18 protein-coding genes are annotated in these 17041 nt (G+C 57.7%); 9 read left to right on the forward strand and 9 right to left on the reverse strand.

The window, feature by feature from the left end; genetic code table 11:
• Positions 1 to 93: 93 nt before the first annotated feature.
• The gene (locus BKX98_RS09355; protein ID WP_073707023.1) at positions 94 to 1260 is read left to right on the forward strand and encodes a hypothetical protein; all 1167 of its coding nucleotides are present in this window, start codon (positions 94 to 96) and stop codon (positions 1258 to 1260) included.
• 247 nt (positions 1261 to 1507) lie between these two features.
• Here the strand turns inward: BKX98_RS09355 and BKX98_RS09360 are convergent, their stop codons facing one another.
• Entirely contained in the window at positions 1508 to 2002 is a 495-nt protein-coding gene (locus BKX98_RS09360; protein ID WP_233125326.1) for a pyridoxamine 5'-phosphate oxidase family protein, read from the reverse strand.
• 612 nt (positions 2003 to 2614) lie between these two features.
• On the opposite strand from BKX98_RS09360, the gene BKX98_RS09365 reads away from it, so the two are divergent.
• Positions 2615 to 2875, forward strand: a complete 261-nt coding sequence (locus BKX98_RS09365) for a GlsB/YeaQ/YmgE family stress response membrane protein (RefSeq protein WP_066142438.1) — start codon at positions 2615 to 2617, stop codon at positions 2873 to 2875.
• Between the two features lie 88 nt (positions 2876 to 2963).
• On the opposite strand, the gene BKX98_RS09370 is transcribed toward BKX98_RS09365, so the two are convergent.
• Positions 2964 to 3263, reverse strand: a complete 300-nt coding sequence (locus BKX98_RS09370; protein ID WP_073707024.1) for a hypothetical protein — start codon at positions 3261 to 3263, stop codon at positions 2964 to 2966.
• A gap of 247 nt (positions 3264 to 3510) precedes the next feature.
• Positions 3511 to 4059, reverse strand: a complete 549-nt coding sequence (locus BKX98_RS09375) for a MarR family winged helix-turn-helix transcriptional regulator (protein ID WP_073707025.1) — start codon at positions 4057 to 4059, stop codon at positions 3511 to 3513.
• Positions 4060 to 4234: 175 nt separating this feature from the next.
• Here BKX98_RS09375 and BKX98_RS09380 point away from each other — a divergent pair, with 175 nt between their 5' ends.
• From BKX98_RS09380 to BKX98_RS09395, 4 genes are all read left to right on the forward strand, one after another.
• On the forward strand, positions 4235 to 4714 hold the full coding sequence (locus tag BKX98_RS09380) for a hypothetical protein (protein WP_073707026.1): 480 nt from the start codon (positions 4235 to 4237) through the stop codon (positions 4712 to 4714).
• A gap of 134 nt (positions 4715 to 4848) precedes the next feature.
• Positions 4849 to 5331, forward strand: coding sequence for a hypothetical protein (locus tag BKX98_RS09385; RefSeq protein WP_073707027.1), 483 nt, complete (start codon positions 4849 to 4851; stop codon positions 5329 to 5331).
• 980 nt (positions 5332 to 6311) lie between these two features.
• A complete protein-coding gene (locus tag BKX98_RS09390) occupies positions 6312 to 6698 on the forward strand; it encodes a hypothetical protein (protein WP_073707028.1) in 387 nt (128 codons plus the stop codon).
• A 432-nt stretch (positions 6699 to 7130) separates the two neighbouring features.
• Entirely contained in the window at positions 7131 to 8231 is a 1101-nt protein-coding gene (locus BKX98_RS09395; RefSeq protein WP_233125327.1) for an AI-2E family transporter, read from the forward strand.
• 263 nt (positions 8232 to 8494) lie between these two features.
• Here BKX98_RS09395 and BKX98_RS09400 read toward each other — a convergent pair whose 3' ends face one another.
• Together BKX98_RS09400 and BKX98_RS09405 are read right to left on the reverse strand one after the other, a co-directional pair.
• The gene (locus BKX98_RS09400; protein WP_073707030.1) at positions 8495 to 9664 is read right to left on the reverse strand and encodes a hypothetical protein; all 1170 of its coding nucleotides are present in this window, start codon (positions 9662 to 9664) and stop codon (positions 8495 to 8497) included.
• A 75-nt stretch (positions 9665 to 9739) separates the two neighbouring features.
• The gene (locus tag BKX98_RS09405; protein ID WP_073707031.1) at positions 9740 to 10180 is read right to left on the reverse strand and encodes a YiiX/YebB-like N1pC/P60 family cysteine hydrolase; all 441 of its coding nucleotides are present in this window, start codon (positions 10178 to 10180) and stop codon (positions 9740 to 9742) included.
• Between the two features lie 239 nt (positions 10181 to 10419).
• Here BKX98_RS09405 and BKX98_RS09410 point away from each other — a divergent pair, with 239 nt between their 5' ends.
• The 3 genes from BKX98_RS09410 to BKX98_RS09420 all read left to right on the forward strand — a co-directional run bounded on the left by BKX98_RS09410 (position 10420) and on the right by BKX98_RS09420 (position 13493).
• A complete protein-coding gene (locus tag BKX98_RS09410; RefSeq protein WP_083586727.1) occupies positions 10420 to 11388 on the forward strand; it encodes a GGDEF domain-containing protein in 969 nt (322 codons plus the stop codon).
• A gap of 332 nt (positions 11389 to 11720) precedes the next feature.
• Positions 11721 to 12338, forward strand: a complete 618-nt coding sequence (locus tag BKX98_RS17330; protein WP_073707033.1) for a Fic family protein — start codon at positions 11721 to 11723, stop codon at positions 12336 to 12338.
• Positions 12339 to 12443: 105 nt separating this feature from the next.
• A complete protein-coding gene (locus BKX98_RS09420; RefSeq protein ID WP_073707034.1) occupies positions 12444 to 13493 on the forward strand; it encodes a YeiH family protein in 1050 nt (349 codons plus the stop codon).
• 138 nt (positions 13494 to 13631) lie between these two features.
• On the opposite strand, the gene BKX98_RS09425 is transcribed toward BKX98_RS09420, so the two are convergent.
• The 4 genes from BKX98_RS09425 to BKX98_RS17335 all read right to left on the reverse strand — a co-directional run bounded on the left by BKX98_RS09425 (position 13632) and on the right by BKX98_RS17335 (position 16945).
• On the reverse strand, positions 13632 to 14708 hold the full coding sequence (locus tag BKX98_RS09425; protein WP_233125329.1) for a M14 family zinc carboxypeptidase: 1077 nt from the start codon (positions 14706 to 14708) through the stop codon (positions 13632 to 13634).
• A gap of 77 nt (positions 14709 to 14785) precedes the next feature.
• Positions 14786 to 15280, reverse strand: coding sequence for a hypothetical protein (locus BKX98_RS09430; protein ID WP_073707035.1), 495 nt, complete (start codon positions 15278 to 15280; stop codon positions 14786 to 14788).
• Complete coding sequence (locus BKX98_RS09435) at positions 15273 to 16820, reverse strand: sodium/proline symporter (protein ID WP_073707036.1); 1548 nt, start codon at positions 16818 to 16820, stop codon at positions 15273 to 15275. The genes BKX98_RS09430 and BKX98_RS09435 overlap by 8 nt, the downstream gene beginning before the upstream one ends.
• Entirely contained in the window at positions 16817 to 16945 is a 129-nt protein-coding gene (locus tag BKX98_RS17335; protein WP_255209574.1) for a hypothetical protein, read from the reverse strand. Before BKX98_RS17335 ends, BKX98_RS09435 begins: the two co-directional genes overlap by 4 nt.
• Positions 16946 to 17041 lie beyond the last annotated feature (96 nt).

The following is a 17041-nucleotide window of genomic DNA, read 5'->3' on the forward strand; positions in this document are numbered from 1 at the left end:
ATCTTCCCTATTGTGTGAACCAGATCACTGATATATCAATAAGATATTAATCAATATCCCCAGTCAACCAGAAGATGGCAGATCGGATTCAGCATGACAGACAGAACCGCAGTGCAACCGCTCGGAGCCAGCACCCGCAAGCTGAGCCCCAAGCGCGTCCTGACATTCGCGGGGGCAATCATTGCCTTCCTGATCGGATCCGGGTTCGCCACCGGCCAGGAAATCCTGCAGTACTTCACGTCCTACGGCTACTGGGGAATCTTCGGCACCGGCGCTCTGGTGCTGGCGCTCATGTCCTACGTCATCATCGAGCTCTTCGTGGTGGGCCAAGCCAAGAAATTCGACAAGCCCTCGCAGATCTTCCACTACTACTGCGGCAAGCAACTGGGCAGCTTCTTCGACTACTTCTCGATACTCTTCGTCTTCCTGAGCTTTGCCGTCATGGTCGCCGGTGCCGGCGCCGTGTTCGAGGAGCACTACGGGCTCTCGCGCTTCATCGGCGGCGGCGCCCTGTCCATCGTGGTCGGTGCAAGTGTCTGGTTCGGCCTGCGCTCGCTGGTGGACATCATCGGCAAGATCGGCCCGCTCATTGTCGTGATTGCCATTGCCCTGGGCATCATGGGAATTGTCCGCGGCAGCGACGGCATCAGCGAGGGCAATGCGCTACTGCCGGGCCTGGATGTCACCCAGGCTTCCAGCAACTGGGTGCTCTCCGCCCTGTCCTACGTCGGGTTCTGCATACTATGGCTGGCCGCGTTCCTGACTGCTCTGGGAAAGACGGCGCGCAGCCGCAAGGAAGCGCTCGCCGGGGGAAGCCTGGGGGCCATCGCCTTCTCGCTGGCATGCATCATCGTGGGCTTGGGCCTGCTGGCCAACATCACCAAGGTAGCCGGGACCGAGATCCCGATGCTGGTGCTGGCCACCGATATCAGCCCGGTGCTCGCCTCCGGAATCTCGGTGATGATCCTCGCTGGCATCTACACAACTGCGGTTCCGCTGTTGTGGACGGTATCCTCGCGGTTCTTCGCGGACAACACTCCTCGATTCCGCTACAGCACCGTCGGCCTCGCGGTTCTTGGAACCGTCATCGGCCTGTTGGTGCCGTTCAGCCAGATGGTCAACGTGGTGTACGTGGTCAACGGCTATGTGGGCATCCTGCTGCTCGTGCTCATGCTGGTCAAGACCGCCACCCGCGCGTGCCGCGATAGGCTGGCGCCGGCAACCGGCCGCAATGCGAAAACTAGCCGAGATCTCCTCTAATGTTTCTTGGGGGACCTGGGCTCGATGGGATGCCTTGCAACCTACCGTTCACGTTTCCTGAATTGCCCCTCGGATACACTCCCCTGATACCCGGCGGGGTACATCCGGCATGAAGATGCCCAACCGCAGATAGGTCGTCGAAAGCGAAAGACAGCCGTCCGCATAGCCGCAACATCATACAAGGGCCAAGGGCACGCAAATCGCAGTTCATGCGAATTCCGCGCCCTTGTCGCTCACACCTTCACGGCTACAGATCTACGGTTGCCGAATCCCCGGGATGGGCGGCTTCTCCGGTTACCTTGCCCTTGACCCAACTGGCGGCCAGGCTCAGTACCCCGCCGGGGTTTTCCCAGTATTGCGCGGAGTCGGATTTCAGCTGGATGAGCACAACCTCCGGGGATTCGGGCTCCTGGCTGAAGAAGGCTGCCACCGCCGAATTCCACAGTTCCTTCTTCTTGGCAACGTCCGTGACCAGATTGGCCTTGCCGCTGAGCGACACCCAGAACTTGTCGTTCGAGAACGCGGCGTTAGCTTCCTGGTCCTTGGAGACCTGCTCGGCAACATCCGAAGAAGCAGCAGTGAAGAACCACACGTCCGCGTCGTTGCCCACCTCGGTGACACTCAGCGGACGACTTTCCAACCCGTCCGGTCCATGAGTCGTTAGCATCGCAATCTTGATGTCCTTGATGGTTTCCACAAGCTTTTCCACTTCGTCAATGTGTGCTGCTTTATCGTGCGCCACGGCAATCTCCCGTTCAACTTGTCCATCAGGTACACACGCCACGCTACCGGGCCCTTGGCACCGCGCAACGGACTTCCAGCGAAAACGCAGGTTCTCGTACCGGACCGGAACTTCTATCAGTCACTGGAACGGCGTCGAAAGCCGTAAGCTAGCCTCAACTCATGCTGAGGCATCAGACCAGGTGTAACTGTCAACGGCGTTGGTGCTTGCACGCAACACCCTCGAGGAACAGGGGCGAGCTGATTTTTCCCTCCATGCACCAGTGATCGTTCCCCCGGCATCGGCCACCTATCAAAGCATGCCTGCCAGGATTCTTCTTTATGAATCATTCTCAGGCTCACACAGTGCTTTTCTTTTCCGATAAAGCCAGATAGCGTCCTGCTAGCCCGGCAGCCGGGTCATGTTGCTCTTTTTGCAGCGTGAGGACTTTTGCCTCCCACCCTCTGAACGTGGTAGTACGCAATGGCGTTTTCGCCCCTATCGCATTCCCTCAGCCATCAGGAATCTTCCAGCAATCAGCCAGTGGCTCTTACTTGCGGGTAGCTTACGGGACAAGGGGCGAGTGTCGCCGACGACGAACAAGACCCGATACAAAATAATGGAGGAGAGCTCATGGGTATTTTAGGTTGGATCGTTCTGGGACTGATAGCCGGTGCTATTGCCAAGGCCATCAAACCCGGAGAGCAGGGTGGCGGATGGCTCGCTACTTTACTGCTGGGCATCGTCGGCGCGGTCGTAGGTGGCTGGATCGGCTCAGCCGTCTTCGGTGAAGGAGTGGATCAGTTCTGGTCCCTGTCCAGTTGGCTTCTGGCCATCGGCGGTTCGTTGATCGTACTGGTCATTTGGGGAGTGCTCACGCGAAAGCGTGCCTAACTGCACCCGCGGAGCAACGGTCCACCACGGAATCGCGGTGGACCGTTGCCGTGCGAGGAAGCGCATCTGGCATGCCTGCGCCGGATGTTCATTGACGAGAATCAGACTCGAAGTCCCGATCCCGAGCCGACTCGACCTCGGGGCCAGTGTCCGCTTCTTTGGTGGAAGACTCGCCCTGTTCGAGCTCGTCAGTACTGTGCTCGTGAATCGTCTCGCGCAGACCCTCGACTTCCGCAGCTCGCCCTTCCCAGTATTCCGGTTCCAAGCCGAAGCCATTGGCCGCCTCTTCGGCCATCCTCTTGAAACCATCTCGATGGTCCTCCAGAGCGTTATTCAGATCTTCGAACTCGTCATGGCTGACACTGACGTCAAGGTGCTTTCGTCGCATTTGCATCATCCTAACTTGTTAGACCGGCTAAATAATTTTGCTGCCCCCACCCTACGGCCCTGGGTTATCCATGGCAGTAGCCATAAGCTTTTCCCCAGAAACCCGGAAATGGGCTCTTTCGCGCATTTGGCACTCGCCCGATAAATGCCTTAGCCGACCAGCCAGGACCGCCCCGCGGCAAGGCTGGCAGTCAAGCCGGCAGCCACGCTGCGCACCATGGGCGAATCACATGCCCTGCGCCTTGTGCCTACCGCGAAGGCAGGGCGCTCTCCCTCACCGCGCCCCTCCCCGCGGACGGCCGGCTTGGCTCGTCATCGATCTCGACACTGCGGATCATAGCCTCCAGGAACTTGGCTGCCGCAACCCGCTCGTCCTCGGAGAGCGTGCCTACGGCATCCATCATCTGCTCATGCATCCGATGCAGCGTTCCACGAACTTCCGTATCGCTGTAATCCGTGGGCACAATTCCCACAGACCGCCGATCCGCAGGATGCACAACACGCTCGGCATACCCATCGCGGCATAACCGGTCGATCAATACCGACACCGAAGCATTGGAGATCCCCAGTTCCTCAGCAAAATCCCGCTGGCGGGGAGTCACCCCTTTGCGGTGCGCGGAGAGCAGGAATCGCAGCGCGGACATATCGGTCTCGTTCATCCCCATCGAACCGCGGGTCGCAGCTCGCATCCTGCGCTCAGCCTCACGGTACCTGCGCATCAGATTCAACAAATCCACTGCCTCGGGCACCGAACCGCCCTCGCCATACCAATACCCGCTGGCTTGATAGCTACTCATGAGAAGAACTCCTTCCGCCGGATACGAACGCCATGCCCGCAACCCCCGGGGCTTCCAATGCCCTTTTCCGCGAGGTCCAGCTTGCCCAACACCGAAAAATTCATGTAACCTAGCTAATAGTTAGCCTGTCTAAAGATATTCTACTACGAAACAGCTATCAGTACCGGAGTGAAAGATGAAAAAATCCTTAGCAGTTCCCGTAGACACCTCCCCGCAGCAAGGCAACGCATGGAGCACGCGAATCCAGAAGATCGCCACCTTCGCCTCTGAACAGTGCCAGAGCCGGGATACCGTGCATTCAGCAATATGCACCATTACCGGCTCCCCAGAGCAGCTGGTCATCAACTTGGCATGCACGGCAAAAAGCGAAGACCAGGTGTCCGAGTTGATGCAGTACGTCAACGACACCCTCCTGCCGCAGATGGAAACAGCGCTCGGTGTCCGCTTCGAGGTGAAGAATCTGCAGTTCGCCGTCGCGGGCAAGGAGAGCCTTCTCGCAGCACCGGAGCACGCACCCGAGGCCGAACTCCCCGCGGATTGGCTCGATCAGCCTTTCGCCGCACCGAAGCAGACCCCCACCCCCGGGTCAGGTCTCGAACCCGCCAGTTCGGGAAGTCAATCAGGTGCATCCCATGCAGATTTGAGCATGGCCTAGGACCTGCAGCACCCGCCGCCCGCCAAGAGCGGCAGCACCAAAACGAAAGAACCTTTCCAAAGCGCATCCCGCTGCGGAGCCTTACGTCAATATCGCTATTTTCATGAGCAGTGCAAGAAAGGGAAGTATCTAAAATGCCAGGTCGAATCGTACGAACCCGAACCGCAGTCAGAGTCGCTGATTTTCTCGCCACCCGTGAAGGCAAAGCCCACCTGTCCGACTACGGCTGGGCGCAGGGAATGCCGATCGTCATGACCCAGCCGGCCGAAACGCTCAACGATGCCATGGGAATGGCATCGATCCATGGCCGCGCAGTGCTGGTGGCCATGCTCGATCCGCAGACCGAGGAACTGCACATGATGCATGTCACCGTCCCCCAAGCAGCACTGAAAGTCACCAAGGCCTGCGTCGATCGACTCACCATGGGAGAGTTCTTCGAACGCCTGTCGACCGAGCTCATTGCTGAGTTCCGCGTGAAATTCTGGAAGAACACCGCCGTCGCCCACAAGATCCCGGCCTGCCCCGCGATGCAGTCGCGAACCACCTCACCGGCTCGATACCCGATGCCAGCACACCAATCTGGAGCCGAGCGCGTCGCGGCGGGCACTAGCAGGTAAACACCTTAGCTCCGGTTCTGGCTCATTCCCTTGGCCAGCCAGCCAATACCCCCGTGGGACGGCTGGCGAGCCAGAACCGGGCTCCGTCTGGGGCTAGTTGTTGGCCTCGGTCCTCTATCCAGGTTTGCGGATACCAGGACCCGTCACAACTCAGCGGCCAGAACCAGGCCGAGAAAGCGTGATGGCATCACCCATGAAGCGAGGACGCTCCCCCTTCGTAGCCTTCGAACCGGACTCTTCTGCCTGCCAGTCCCCTCTCAATGACGTCTTCTCGTGAAAGGCGTTAGGAAAAGCTCACCATCAGCGCGGAAAGCTGCCTGGGACGCAGCATCCGTTTCAATCAACTGCCGACTTTCATCGCAACGTCGGCAGTTGGGCATCTCAGGATGAATTGGATGAGCTCAGCGAAAACCTTTATCCCCTACCGAGTTGTGCTCGATATCGACCGCGAAGAAGACAGCTACTTCCTCTTCGAGGCGCTCCAGCATTACCTTCGATAACTTTCAGCACAGGACCAGCAAAACCAGCCCGAACTGCACAGCATGCGCCGGCTGCTCGACATGGTTGACGCAGCCTGGCTGAACTCCGCGAACGTGACCGATAATAACTAGCAGCACGAGCCTTGCTCGATTCTTCTCCGCGAAGGAATTTCAGAATAAGCTGATCATTCTTTGGGCTATCACCCGCGAACTAGCTCTTCATTTAGAGCAACACTCAACTGTCGGGTATCCATATGAGGGAATTGCGCGTACCGTCGGAAGAACACTCCGCGATAGTACCCGTGGCAAACCTGGCACCTGCACCATCCACGACAACGCATCACGGCATGGCTCTAACTGGAAATACCGCAAGAGCCGCAGGAGCGGAGGCCCGCCATGTCCATCCACAGCCCAAGATCCCACACCGCTGAACACGTCAAGCATATTCTTGGCTCCCGCCAAGCCCGCATCCATCTGGCCTCCTACGGCTGAAGGGAAGGGATGCCCATCGTCCTGGCAGAACCCCACGAACGACTCGATGACGTCATGGGACTGGTCTCCATCCACGGACGATCCGCAGTGGTCGCGATCTACGATGAACCCGAGGACCACCTGAGCTTCTGGTACGTCTTTCTGCCAAACCCGGCATTGGAAAACGTACTGGCCGAACCACAAGGCCAGACAGTGGGGGAATTCATCGCCCATGGCACACCTGACGGGGCGAGAACGTTCCGGTTCAGGTACTGGGCACACAGTGCCATCACTTTTGAAATCCCCTGTTACGTGTGCAGCGACCTAGAACATCGAACCTCGTACAACACGCACCTCGGTGCAGTAGGTAAATCGCAAGCTGAAGATTCCCTGGATGATCCTGAACTTGCTGACTGACCTGCGGTGCGGAGAGTTAAGCTGGTCTTGTGTATAACTGAAAATCAGCCTATTCGCACTGAAGCATCCCACGGACATCGCGGGATGCTTCAGTGTTTAATGCTGACAGCCAGCTCACCCAACGCAAGTCCAGTGCCCAAAGATGTATAGAATCCATCTGAAACACTTCCCTGTTAGCAACACCGCCACGAGCAGATGCTTTGAAAGCCTGTGCTCGGGTCAACAATTGTGCATCAACCCCGCTGTGGTGGACGCGAAAACAAGTTCGTCAAGACGGCGAAACCAGTGCCGCCCGCACCCTCTGGCGCTGCAAGAACTGCGGAGCATGCACCACTGCTACCCGCCCGAAGAAACATAGATCTTGCACCGGCCGTGGGCAGTTGAATGCAATTGACGAGGCCTTCTGCAGCTTGCCCAAGAAAAGAGACCCGCGTGAAGACGATAAATAATGAACGGAACCCGGCCGAGGGCATGCGCTGGCCCGACAGCCTCAGCTGGGCTGGTGAACGCTCCCGCCAGATACTATGGCTGCTTGCCTTGGTTGTGGTTGCGGTCTACGGGTTGCACAAGGTCACTTTGGTTGTCATCCCATTCTTGCTGGCCGTAATTCTGGCAGCAGCCATCGCACCGCTGGTGAATTGGTTGCGTGGCAAGGGGTGGCCTAACACGGTGGCTAGCGGGACGGCCTACATTCTCGTACTCTCCGGTTTCGCGGCTGTCATCGCCGGGGTCGTCGTAACCATCCGTGCTCAGTGGGCGGAACTTGTGGATCAGGCGGTGAAAAAATTTGACCGTTTGTACGCCTGGATCGCACAGGGACCATTGCCCGTAGATGATTCCATGATCCAGGATGCCCGCAACGCGGCGAGCGATTTCGTTACCAGCAAGGCGGCAGGGAACACCGCGGTAGACAGCATCTTCGTTGCCACGCAGGTCTTCACTGGTTTCATCCTCATGGCAGTCATCTTGTTCTTCTTCCTCAAAGACGGCAAGAAGTTGTGGGCATTCTGCTTGATACCCCTCAAAGGGCCACAATTGGCAAAAGCCCGGCTCGCCGGAATACACGGTATAGAGGTGCTAGGCGGATACGTACGTGGCACAGCCATCGTAGCTCTGGTTGACTCCGTGCTGATCGGCCTTGCCTTATGGATTTTGCAGGTACCCCTGGCGCTTCCTCTGGCTGTCGTGGTCTTCATCGGTGCCTTCATCCCAATACTCGGCGCCACCACCACCGGACTTCTTGCCGCTCTGGTCGCTTTCGTGGCCAATGGCCCAACGGCAGCACTGATCATCATTGGCGTCAGCTTCGCTGTGAATCAGCTAGAGGGCAACCTTCTCCAACCGCTGGTGATGGGGAAAACCCTCCATATCCACCCTCTGGTTATTCTGATCGCGTTAAGCGCCGGGGCCGTGCTCGCTGGAATTATCGGGGCGATCCTTGCCGTGCCGCTGGCGGCCGTCAGCTGGGCCATCGGCAGAATATGGTTCAGTGATCGCTTCTCGAACCGCCATCGGCCAGTTCTTGATCACTAGGTTTGTTCAGAGTCCTGGCGTTATGACTCCGAGCCAATTTTCCGTTCCCTACCAACCTGCGTCGCCCCTGAAGGGTAGCCTGCCGCGAGACGGCTATCCCCGGCCGCTGCGTAAAGGTCGATATCACACGAAAAAGCTGGTCATCTACACAGAAAGTCGATCTAACTCGATAAGAACCAGCCGTCATCAGCCCGGGTCATCACAACCAGAGAAATGAAATTCCACAACCAAAACAATCGGCTAAACGAGAACAAAGTAGATCCTCACGGCTTCACCGCAAATCCCCTAAAGAAGAAACCACTGCTGAGGTTTGCGGGATCGTCATCCAACACGGCCCGCCCCACCTCTTCCCCGGTGTGCCGGTCATAACGCAAAACCCTGTACGGAGAACCATCATTGTTATCCGCCATGATGACAACGTCGGCATCAGTGAAGATCGCCTTCGATGAAGCCGAATTATCGCTATACGCTTCCACCGTAAACTTGCGTTCTGTCCGTCCCGTCTGAATGTCCGTAGACATGATCAAGTCCTTAACCCCGTACCATTCAAGCTTTCCGTCCTTCAGCGACTGGCGGGTTACCTGGGGAAGGCCCGTACCATCTTCACTGATGAAAGGCTCAGTCGCTTCATCTGAGATCAGTGCCTTGCTCTCATACTTACCGGTCTTGGTGTCCCATATCGATAAGACGGCCTTAGCAGCAACATCCAATCCACCTCGTCTCTCATCAGAGATGTAGTAGATTTTTCCATCATGGCATGGCGCATCATTGAGTACCGCGCCCTCTCTAGCCCGTGTACTGCTGCCGACAACTTTTTCCTTGCCGTCCTCCGTGCCAGTCAATTGGCTGAGAACCATGGGCTCCGTATCAGGATCCCCCGTCTTCGAATACGGGCCGGTAGCCAAACCAATTCCGAAGACCTCCCCCTCGCACTGAGCAGCAATAAAATAGCTACCTTCAACCTCGGCTAAAGAGGTTCCGGAACTGGTAGTGGTCACAACCTGAGTCGTATACCCCACGTCGCTGAAGCCCAGATTATAAAGTCCCACTGCAGTATCCGCTGCTGTGGCTAGCATGGCGTATTGGCTATCAGTTTTTGCATTCTCAAAACTCTTCAAACCGGCACCATCAATCAGATAGTCGGTCTTCATATCACTGAAGAACAACCCCTTCTCAGTCCACTCCATCGAGCACATGTCCATGCCCCAGGTCTGTACCTCTGTAAAAGCACCATCATCCTTTAACAGAACAACCTTTCCGTCTTGGCTTTCCCCATCCATGTCACTGCTCGCAGCACTGAAGCACAGTGCGTACGTGGCCTCGCCTAGAGCCTCGGTTTTTTGGGGTGAGGGATCCGCTGGTGAACAGCTAACCAGGGTAAAAACAGTGGCCGCCACTGCCGCTGCGGTGATGATACGACGGGTGTGAATCATGGAATGTTCCATTCTGGTGCAGAGTTTGGGCCGGCCCAATTTCAGGCCGGCCCAGATACTAGTTTTCCAGTACGCTTAGAGGGTCTTGTACGTCACCGTCTTTGAGGAATCCTTGATGTTGTAAGGATAAACGCCCAAACCGCCGTTGCCGTCCAGATCAATCCCCGTCGCCGTCTTGTAAGCCGCCCACACCAACTGCGAACAGTTCATCTTCGAACCGGTCGTCGACTTGTTCACGGCAAAGTTGGAGTTATATCCCTTGCCGCGCAATTTGTTGAAGGCATGATTGGCAGCCTTGCCTCTGTTGGTCGATGTAGTCGATACGTACTGCTTCACTGCACCCTTGCCTAACTTCACCGAGCTGCCAGCGATCGATCGACTGTTCTTTCCAGTGCCGGGAGCTTCCACAATGGTTGCGGTTGAGTAGTAAATTCCTGTGTGACCATGCTGAACGAAAATCCTAGTGGGTGCCGTAGCGACCGCTAAGAGCGAATACGGGGTAGTGATACATGCCAAAGTTTTGAATCTTTGCCGATGTTTGGCTCAATGAACTCGCGATCATTCGTCCAATACCCAAACGGTTCTGGTGGGATATAGAGAGAACATTCAGCAAATCAGAACCTGGTTGTTATCCTGTTTATCAGGAAACGGTTTCGCACAAGATTCCTGTTCTCATGGGGATTTTACGTTTGTTTAATTTCGAATTGTGCTCTGAGTGCATTATCGCCTGAGCTGCACGGAGGTTAGAGCCTAAGATGACACGCATTGCGAAAGATGCACAGTTGTTTAACGGTGCTCAGATATTCACCGATTCGGCCGAACATGCTATTTCTTACCTCAAAAGGCATACTCCGTTGACGGATTGGTCAGTTTCTCGCGTAATCGATGGAGAACAGGTCCATTTGCACGTGCAGCAGGGTCAGTTGCTCAAAACTGGACAGCGTGTTGAGTGGGAGGAATCTTTATGCAGTCGAATGGCCAGAGGTGCTGCTCATGTTGTGGAGAATACGCAGCTAGACCCTGACTATTCGCGTATGCGATCTTCAGCCAAGGTGGGCGCCTATGCCGGGTACACCATCAATGATGATCGGGATGAGATGTTTGGGGTCCTATGCGGCGTGCGCACCGATCCGCTCACTGAAGGAGAAATAATAGATGAAGATCTCGTTGCTCTTATCAGTTCACTTCTATCTGCCCAATTGAAGCTAGCAAGAGTAGCTGATCGAGAACGGAGAAATAGCGAGCTATCCGATGCCTTGGCGCAAACAGATGCTTTAACTGGTCTGTTGAACCGACGCGGCTGGGATAAGATCACCAATGATGCGCAAGAACGCCTCGACGCTTTTGGCGATTCTGTCTCGGTTGCAGTGATAGACCTCAATGGGCTTAAGCAGGTCAATGACAGCCAAGGTCATGCAGCTGGAGATTTATTGTTGCAGCGCACTGGTGAGATCCTGAGAGGTAAAAGCACTGAGTCCTGCCGCGTCGCTCGATACGGGGGTGATGAGTTCATGATTTTGGCCAACGGAGTAGCCCCATCCCAGACAGAGGCTTATTTCTCAGTATTCAAAGAGGCTTTGGAAGAAGCAAGGATTCCTGCAGCCATGGGATTCTATTCAGCTCAGCCAGGTAGTACCAACATTGATCAGTGTATTGCCGCGGCCGATGCTTTAATGTATGAGCAGAAATATCAGCGTCGCGTTCGCTCCAATAACAATAGCTAACAGGCTATCCTTGCAACGGCTTCTAAAGAGCTATATCCATCTAAATGCGCTCTTGTCATGAAGATCTCGAGATCGAAGGTTGTGCTCACTGAGGGACAAACGGTTCTTTAGCCGAATGCTACTTGTATTGTGTTTCCTGTTCATCTGCGACCAACCCGTCGTTATTTCCTAGCGTCTAATTCGCTGCTGACTGAGCAAGCACGGACCTAGGACAACGTTGCCGATGAGGCTGGGAAGTTCAGGCAAGAACTCGTATGGATCGGCTACAAAATTTTCGCCGGACCTCGCGGAGCGAACCATGTTGCGACCCAGCATGAACTGATCCCTCTGCCTTGGCTGACCTTGAAGCGTTGATCCACCGCGATGACCTCCCCACTCTCATCCAGGTAGCTGTCGCACACGCCCAATTCGAGAGCACCCATCCGTTTGTGGACGGGAACGGCAGAACGGGGCGCGCCCCCGCCCACGCAATGCTCCGTCATCGCAAGGTGACCATCCATTCGACCGCACCGATCTCCGCGAGAATCCTGAGGGATATCCCTGGCTGTTTCGACGCGCTGACTGCCTACCGGCAAGGCAACGCCCATGCAATCGTTAAGATCTTCATCGATGTCTCGATCTATGCCGCTGCTACGGGTCAAGCGCTGCTGCATGCCCTCGCTGATGAGCTGGAAGAATCACGCAACCGCTTGCAGGGGCTTCGGTCGAATTCGACGGCGTTCAAGTTGCTCCCCCTGCTCATAGCGCAACCCGTGATCAGCTCCAACTATGTGAAAACATCCTTGGGTGTCACAGATGCCGTCGCGCACCGAGCCTTTGCAACGTTGAACGACCGCGGGGTCCTGAAAGAGAAGTCAGGATTGCGCAAAAAGCGCGTCTGGCAGCATGATCACATCCTGCGCATTCTGGACGACTACGCAGCAACGATTCGACGGGACTCGGTGCACTAAGCCCGGATGCCCATACGACAAGCCTCGGGCCATATGAATGTGATATGACAGTGATAGCCAAGAGGGCCTCACTGCTCACTGGCCAGTCATGGAAGAGTCAAAAGCATGGCCCCTGAACATTCACAGCGAACCCAAACCCCGACTTCCGGCGAGCCCAAGCCGTCACTGTCGACGCGTGTAGGCGGATTCATGCCCGGCATCTTCCTGTGCCTGGTGATGGGCGGCGTGGCACTGGCCGCGGCGAAGCTCATCCCCGGGATGAGCGCGCTGCTGATTGCCATCCTGCTCGGCGCGCTATGGCGCAACTTGGCGCCGGTGCCCGCAGTCTTCGCGCAGGGCGTGGCGTTCTCCGCGAAGAAGCTGCTGCGCGCAGGCATCGTGCTGCTGGGCTTCCAGCTCTCGCTCGGCGCCATCCTGGCCCTGGGCCCGGGCGTGCTGGCCATCGTGGTGCTCTGTGTGGGCGTGACCTTCCTGGCCACCGTGTGGATCGGTGGACGCATGGGCATTGAGCTGCCGCAGCGCCTGCTGATCGCCGCCGGCTTCTCCATTTGCGGTGCTGCTGCCGTGGCTGGTGCGGAGGGCGCAACCCGCGCCAAGCAGGACCAGGTGGCTACGGCCATCGGCCTGGTGGTGCTCTTCGGCACCCTGATGATCCCGCTGACCCCAGCGCTGGGCGCACTGCTGGGCCTGGGTGAAACCAGCATCGGCGTGCTGATCGGCGCTTCCACCCACGAGGTGGCCCAGGTGGTCGCCGCCGGCGGCGCCGTGGGCGCCACCGCGCTGGGCGTGGCCGTGACGGTCAAGCTGGCACGCGTGGTCATGCTCGCCCCGATCATGGCTGGCCTGACTCTCTACATGAGCCGCAAGCACAACATCGAAGGCGGCAAGCGCCCGCCGATCATCCCGCTGTTCGTGGCGCTGTTCCTGGTCGCCATGCTGATCCGCACCACCGGCATCATGCCCGAGTCGTTGCTGCAGCTGGCCTCTACCGCACAGACCGTGTTGCTGGCCGCCGCCATGTTCGCTCTGGGCCTGGGCGTGCACCTGAAGTCGATCGTGAAATCCGGTGGCCGCTCGCTGGTCCTGGCGCTGCTGTCCACGCTGGTCATCCTGGTCATCGCGGTGGTCGGCGCGCTGCTCTACCGCCCGCTGTAAGCGGCAAGCCAACCAGCCGTTCCGCTCGCGGGGAACGGTTCTGATCTTCGAAGCTGGAATCGGCCGAACTACAACTAGATAACCTGCTCCAGACAGGCAAATGGCGGACCTTCAAGGGTCCGCCATTGGCCGTTCCAGCTACTCGTCGTCCGCTTCGCCTGGCAGACGCTCCTGCTCGGGCAAGCTGTCCCACATCGAGGTATCGATGGTTTCCACGGAACCGTCGGCTACCGCCTTGATAGTGCTTTCCAAGGTCAGGATGGTTTGCTGACGCAGGTAGCCATTCGACTTCTGCCCCAGCACATAATCCGGATTGCTGTGGTCGCTCATTCCGCGCATTTCGAAGAGCAGCGTGGAAATGCCGTATTCAGCCGCGATGCCATTGCGCGCAATGGTGTTCGCGGTTCCTCCCACGTACTTGCCCAAATGGCCCCAACCGGTCCGGTCCACATTCTGGTAGACCACTGCGCCCAGCCGCTTGGAGCCTTCACGGACTTCTTCAGAGACATCCGGAGTTGTCGGGTAGAGGATCGAGCCGGAAACCAGCTTGCCGTCCACCCCCGAGCGAGCGCCCTGGTGGTGCAGGTCGATCATGTAGTCGATGTCGTAAGTGGAGAGCACGTTGTTGTGCAGCGCCTGGATTTCAGGTTGGGTCTTGGCGACGTGGTCCCGGTTGATGTCCTGGTTATTCGCGTTGTAACGAGTCAGGTGGCGGTCACCCGAAGCGATGTAGTCATCGAGCGGGAAATCCACATCTCCCATGGCGCCATCCGGGTTCAGCATCGGCACAATCAGGATGTTGACGTTCTCCAGCACGCCCTTCATCCGGCCGCTGCCCAGGTGCTTGATGACTTCCAGAGTTCCCTCGGTGGTCAGCTGCTCGTTGCCGTGCTGCTGGGTGAGGAACATGATCGTCGGGTTGTCCGGGTCGGAGAGGTATTTGGCCAGGAACAGATCGCGCCCCTTGACCGATTGGCCGATGACTTCAAGTTCCATCGCTGGCTGCTTGGCATCCTGCTTTTGAAGTTCGGCGGCCATCGATTCGTGCGTGTGCAGAATCGAGGTGTTGATGGTTTCGTTTCCGTTGTAATCGGGTCCGTTGCCCACGGCGTTGGCCGGGACCAGCCCCAAGCCGAGAAACAGTGCCGAGCCGGCAACGATACAGGTGCCCTTTTTCAGCATCCGGACGGGGAACTGCTGTGAATCATTCTTCATTGAATCTCCAGTGTCTTCCTGTGATGGGGTGGGGGTGGATTCTTGGGTCTCGACGCCGATGCGCGCCGTTTCCGGTTTCAACTTCCGATGAAGAAGTATCCGCCGTTCAGTCCATCCACCATGATGCGGTAGGACTTTCCTTCCAGCTTCGCTTCGATCACCCAGTTGGGTTTCCAGACCTTGGCGATACTGCTCTTTTCGCGGATTCCACCGCGCCAGGCCAGTCGGGCACGGCGCAGCGCCGCTGTGGACAGCAGAGCCTTGGCCCGCTCGCGAGCAGTGTCGAAATCGATGGTGTTCCACTTCGGATCCGCCACGAGGTCCATTCGCTGGCCAGCTTGGGCGTCCTGGACTTGCCACGGGTCGGTGACAAAGGCCTTCCCCGAGTAGTAGTCCACCAAAGCATGCGCTTGCGCGATTCGCCCGGCCAGTTGCGGAACCTCGAAGACGAACCCCGCGAAGGGGTGATGCCGCAGCTTGGCCGACGTGACCGCCAGCCCCGGCGCCTTGGCGGCGAGGATGCGCTGCGCATCCTCGCCATCGACCAGCGTGCGCAGCACAAGTTCACTCATGGCGTCCCGCCATTTCAGCCTGGCTGGCCAGCAGGGCGTCCTGGCCGATGAGCATCTTCTTCGGAATCGGCCCGATCTTCGCGGTCTCATCCAGCGCCCGTCCGATATGTTCCGGCACCGGATGCGACTTCTGGCTGGCTAGGCTGCCAATAATCATCGCTGCGGTGGATGCCAGAATGCCGGTGACCATCGGATCGATGCCCGTAGCGTCCGGGGCCCCGGAAACCTGCCAGAGCACCGAAGCCAAAGTGCCGGCGATCATCGAAGAAATGGCCCCAACGGTATTGGCCTTCTTCCACCACACTGCGCAGATGTAGGAAGGAACGAAAGCGCTGCCCAGTACGGTGGTGGAGAAGATGACCACGGCGGCGACAGCGGGCGGGTCAAAGGCGGCAATGGCATAGCCGATGATCGCCAGGGCCAATACAGTGATCCGGGAGACCCAGACCATCTGCGCATCGTTCATCTTCCTGTTGATGAACCGGGCGTAAATGTCCTGGCTGGCAATGGTTCCCGCTTGCAGCAGCAGCGCATCGGCGGTGGACATGATCGCTGCCATGATGGCAGCCATGACAATGCCCACGGCAAAGGTCGGCAACACGGCATCGGCGACCTCGAAAATTGCGGTTTCAGGGTTGGCCAGGTTCGGCAGCAGAATCAGCGCGAACATGCCCACGAGGTAAGGGCCGGGGATGAACAGGAGGTTGAAGATCAATGAGTAGACACCTGCGGTGCGTGCTACCGACGGCTTCTTCATGGCCATATGGCTGACCACCACGTGCGGCCAACCCATGTAGCCAATCGAGAAGACCAGCAGCGCCCCGAGGATGACTCCCCATTGGCCCTGGTAGCCCAGGTCCGCTCCCCACATGGTCAGCAGGTTCGGGTTGATCTCGCCCACTGCCTCGTTGCCTTTGGTGAAACCGCCGACTGCCATCAGCGTGGCAACCAGGATCCAGACCAGGCCCACCACCATGATGATGGCCTGGACGAAGTCGGTGTAGGCCACAGCCAGGTAGCCGCCGAGGAAGGTATAAAGGACTATCACGCCGATGGCGATGGCCAGGGCTACCGGGAAGGAAACTCCGGAGACCATCTCCAGTCCGCGGCCGCCGGCGATGAACTGCGCGAGGACGTAGAAGAACATGCAGAACAACGCCACGGGAGCGGCAATGAGCCGGATCCACTTCGAGGGGTAGCGGTGCTCCAGGTACTCGATGGATGTGATGGAACCAAGAATCTGGGACAGCTTGCGCATGCGCCGGCCAAGGACCGAAAGGTTCAGGATGCCGCCGCCCAGGTCACCCAGCGCATACCACATGCTGAAATAGCCCTGGGTGTAGCCCATGGATCCAGCTCCCATGAACATGTAGCCGGACATGGAGGAGCTTTGCAGGCGAAGTGCGGTGACTCCCGGGCCGAGGCTGCGTCCGCCCAGCAGGAAGCCCTCGGCATCCTGCTTTCCGCGCTTCATCGCCCAAACACCGATGCCTGCCATGGCGACGAAGTAGATGACCAGGAACAGGATCTCGATGCTCATCGTTGCTCCTCCGCATCCTCATGCTTCCAGCCGCGGCTGAGCCACAGGAAAACTCCGGTATAGATCACCCAGAGGGCCGGAACCCCGATGATGACCATGGTCGTGAACGCCGGAAGTCCAAACATCGACGCATTCCCCCTAAAAGCCAAACACTCTGTATTGTGTGAAGCGAATCACTATAGATCCATGTGATTGACAGTTTTGCATAGCTGGAGGCCGAT

The organism is Glutamicibacter sp. 0426, assembly GCF_001906485.1.
Classification (GTDB): Bacteria; Actinomycetota; Actinomycetes; order Actinomycetales; family Micrococcaceae; genus Glutamicibacter; species Glutamicibacter nicotianae.

Coding starts and splice junctions, on each gene's coding strand:
- BKX98_RS09365 (WP_066142438.1), top strand. CDS start 2,615: ATGGGTATTTTAGGTTGGATCGTTCTGGGACTGATAGCCGGTGCTATT.
- BKX98_RS09425 (WP_233125329.1), bottom strand. CDS start 14,708: ATGAAGAATGATTCACAGCAGTTCCCCGTCCGGATGCTGAAAAAGGGC.
- BKX98_RS09385 (WP_073707027.1), top strand. CDS start 4,849: ATGCCAGGTCGAATCGTACGAACCCGAACCGCAGTCAGAGTCGCTGAT.
- BKX98_RS09435 (WP_073707036.1), bottom strand. CDS start 16,820: ATGAGCATCGAGATCCTGTTCCTGGTCATCTACTTCGTCGCCATGGCA.
- BKX98_RS09410 (WP_083586727.1), top strand. CDS start 10,420: ATGACACGCATTGCGAAAGATGCACAGTTGTTTAACGGTGCTCAGATA.
- BKX98_RS09430 (WP_073707035.1), bottom strand. CDS start 15,280: ATGAGTGAACTTGTGCTGCGCACGCTGGTCGATGGCGAGGATGCGCAG.
- BKX98_RS09390 (WP_073707028.1), top strand. CDS start 6,312: ATGCCCATCGTCCTGGCAGAACCCCACGAACGACTCGATGACGTCATG.
- BKX98_RS17335 (WP_255209574.1), bottom strand. CDS start 16,945: ATGTTTGGACTTCCGGCGTTCACGACCATGGTCATCATCGGGGTTCCG.
- BKX98_RS09370 (WP_073707024.1), bottom strand. CDS start 3,263: ATGCGACGAAAGCACCTTGACGTCAGTGTCAGCCATGACGAGTTCGAA.
- BKX98_RS09375 (WP_073707025.1), bottom strand. CDS start 4,059: ATGAGTAGCTATCAAGCCAGCGGGTATTGGTATGGCGAGGGCGGTTCG.
- BKX98_RS09355 (WP_073707023.1), top strand. CDS start 94: ATGACAGACAGAACCGCAGTGCAACCGCTCGGAGCCAGCACCCGCAAG.
- BKX98_RS09420 (WP_073707034.1), top strand. CDS start 12,444: ATGGCCCCTGAACATTCACAGCGAACCCAAACCCCGACTTCCGGCGAG.
- BKX98_RS09400 (WP_073707030.1), bottom strand. CDS start 9,664: ATGATTCACACCCGTCGTATCATCACCGCAGCGGCAGTGGCGGCCACT.
- BKX98_RS09380 (WP_073707026.1), top strand. CDS start 4,235: ATGAAAAAATCCTTAGCAGTTCCCGTAGACACCTCCCCGCAGCAAGGC.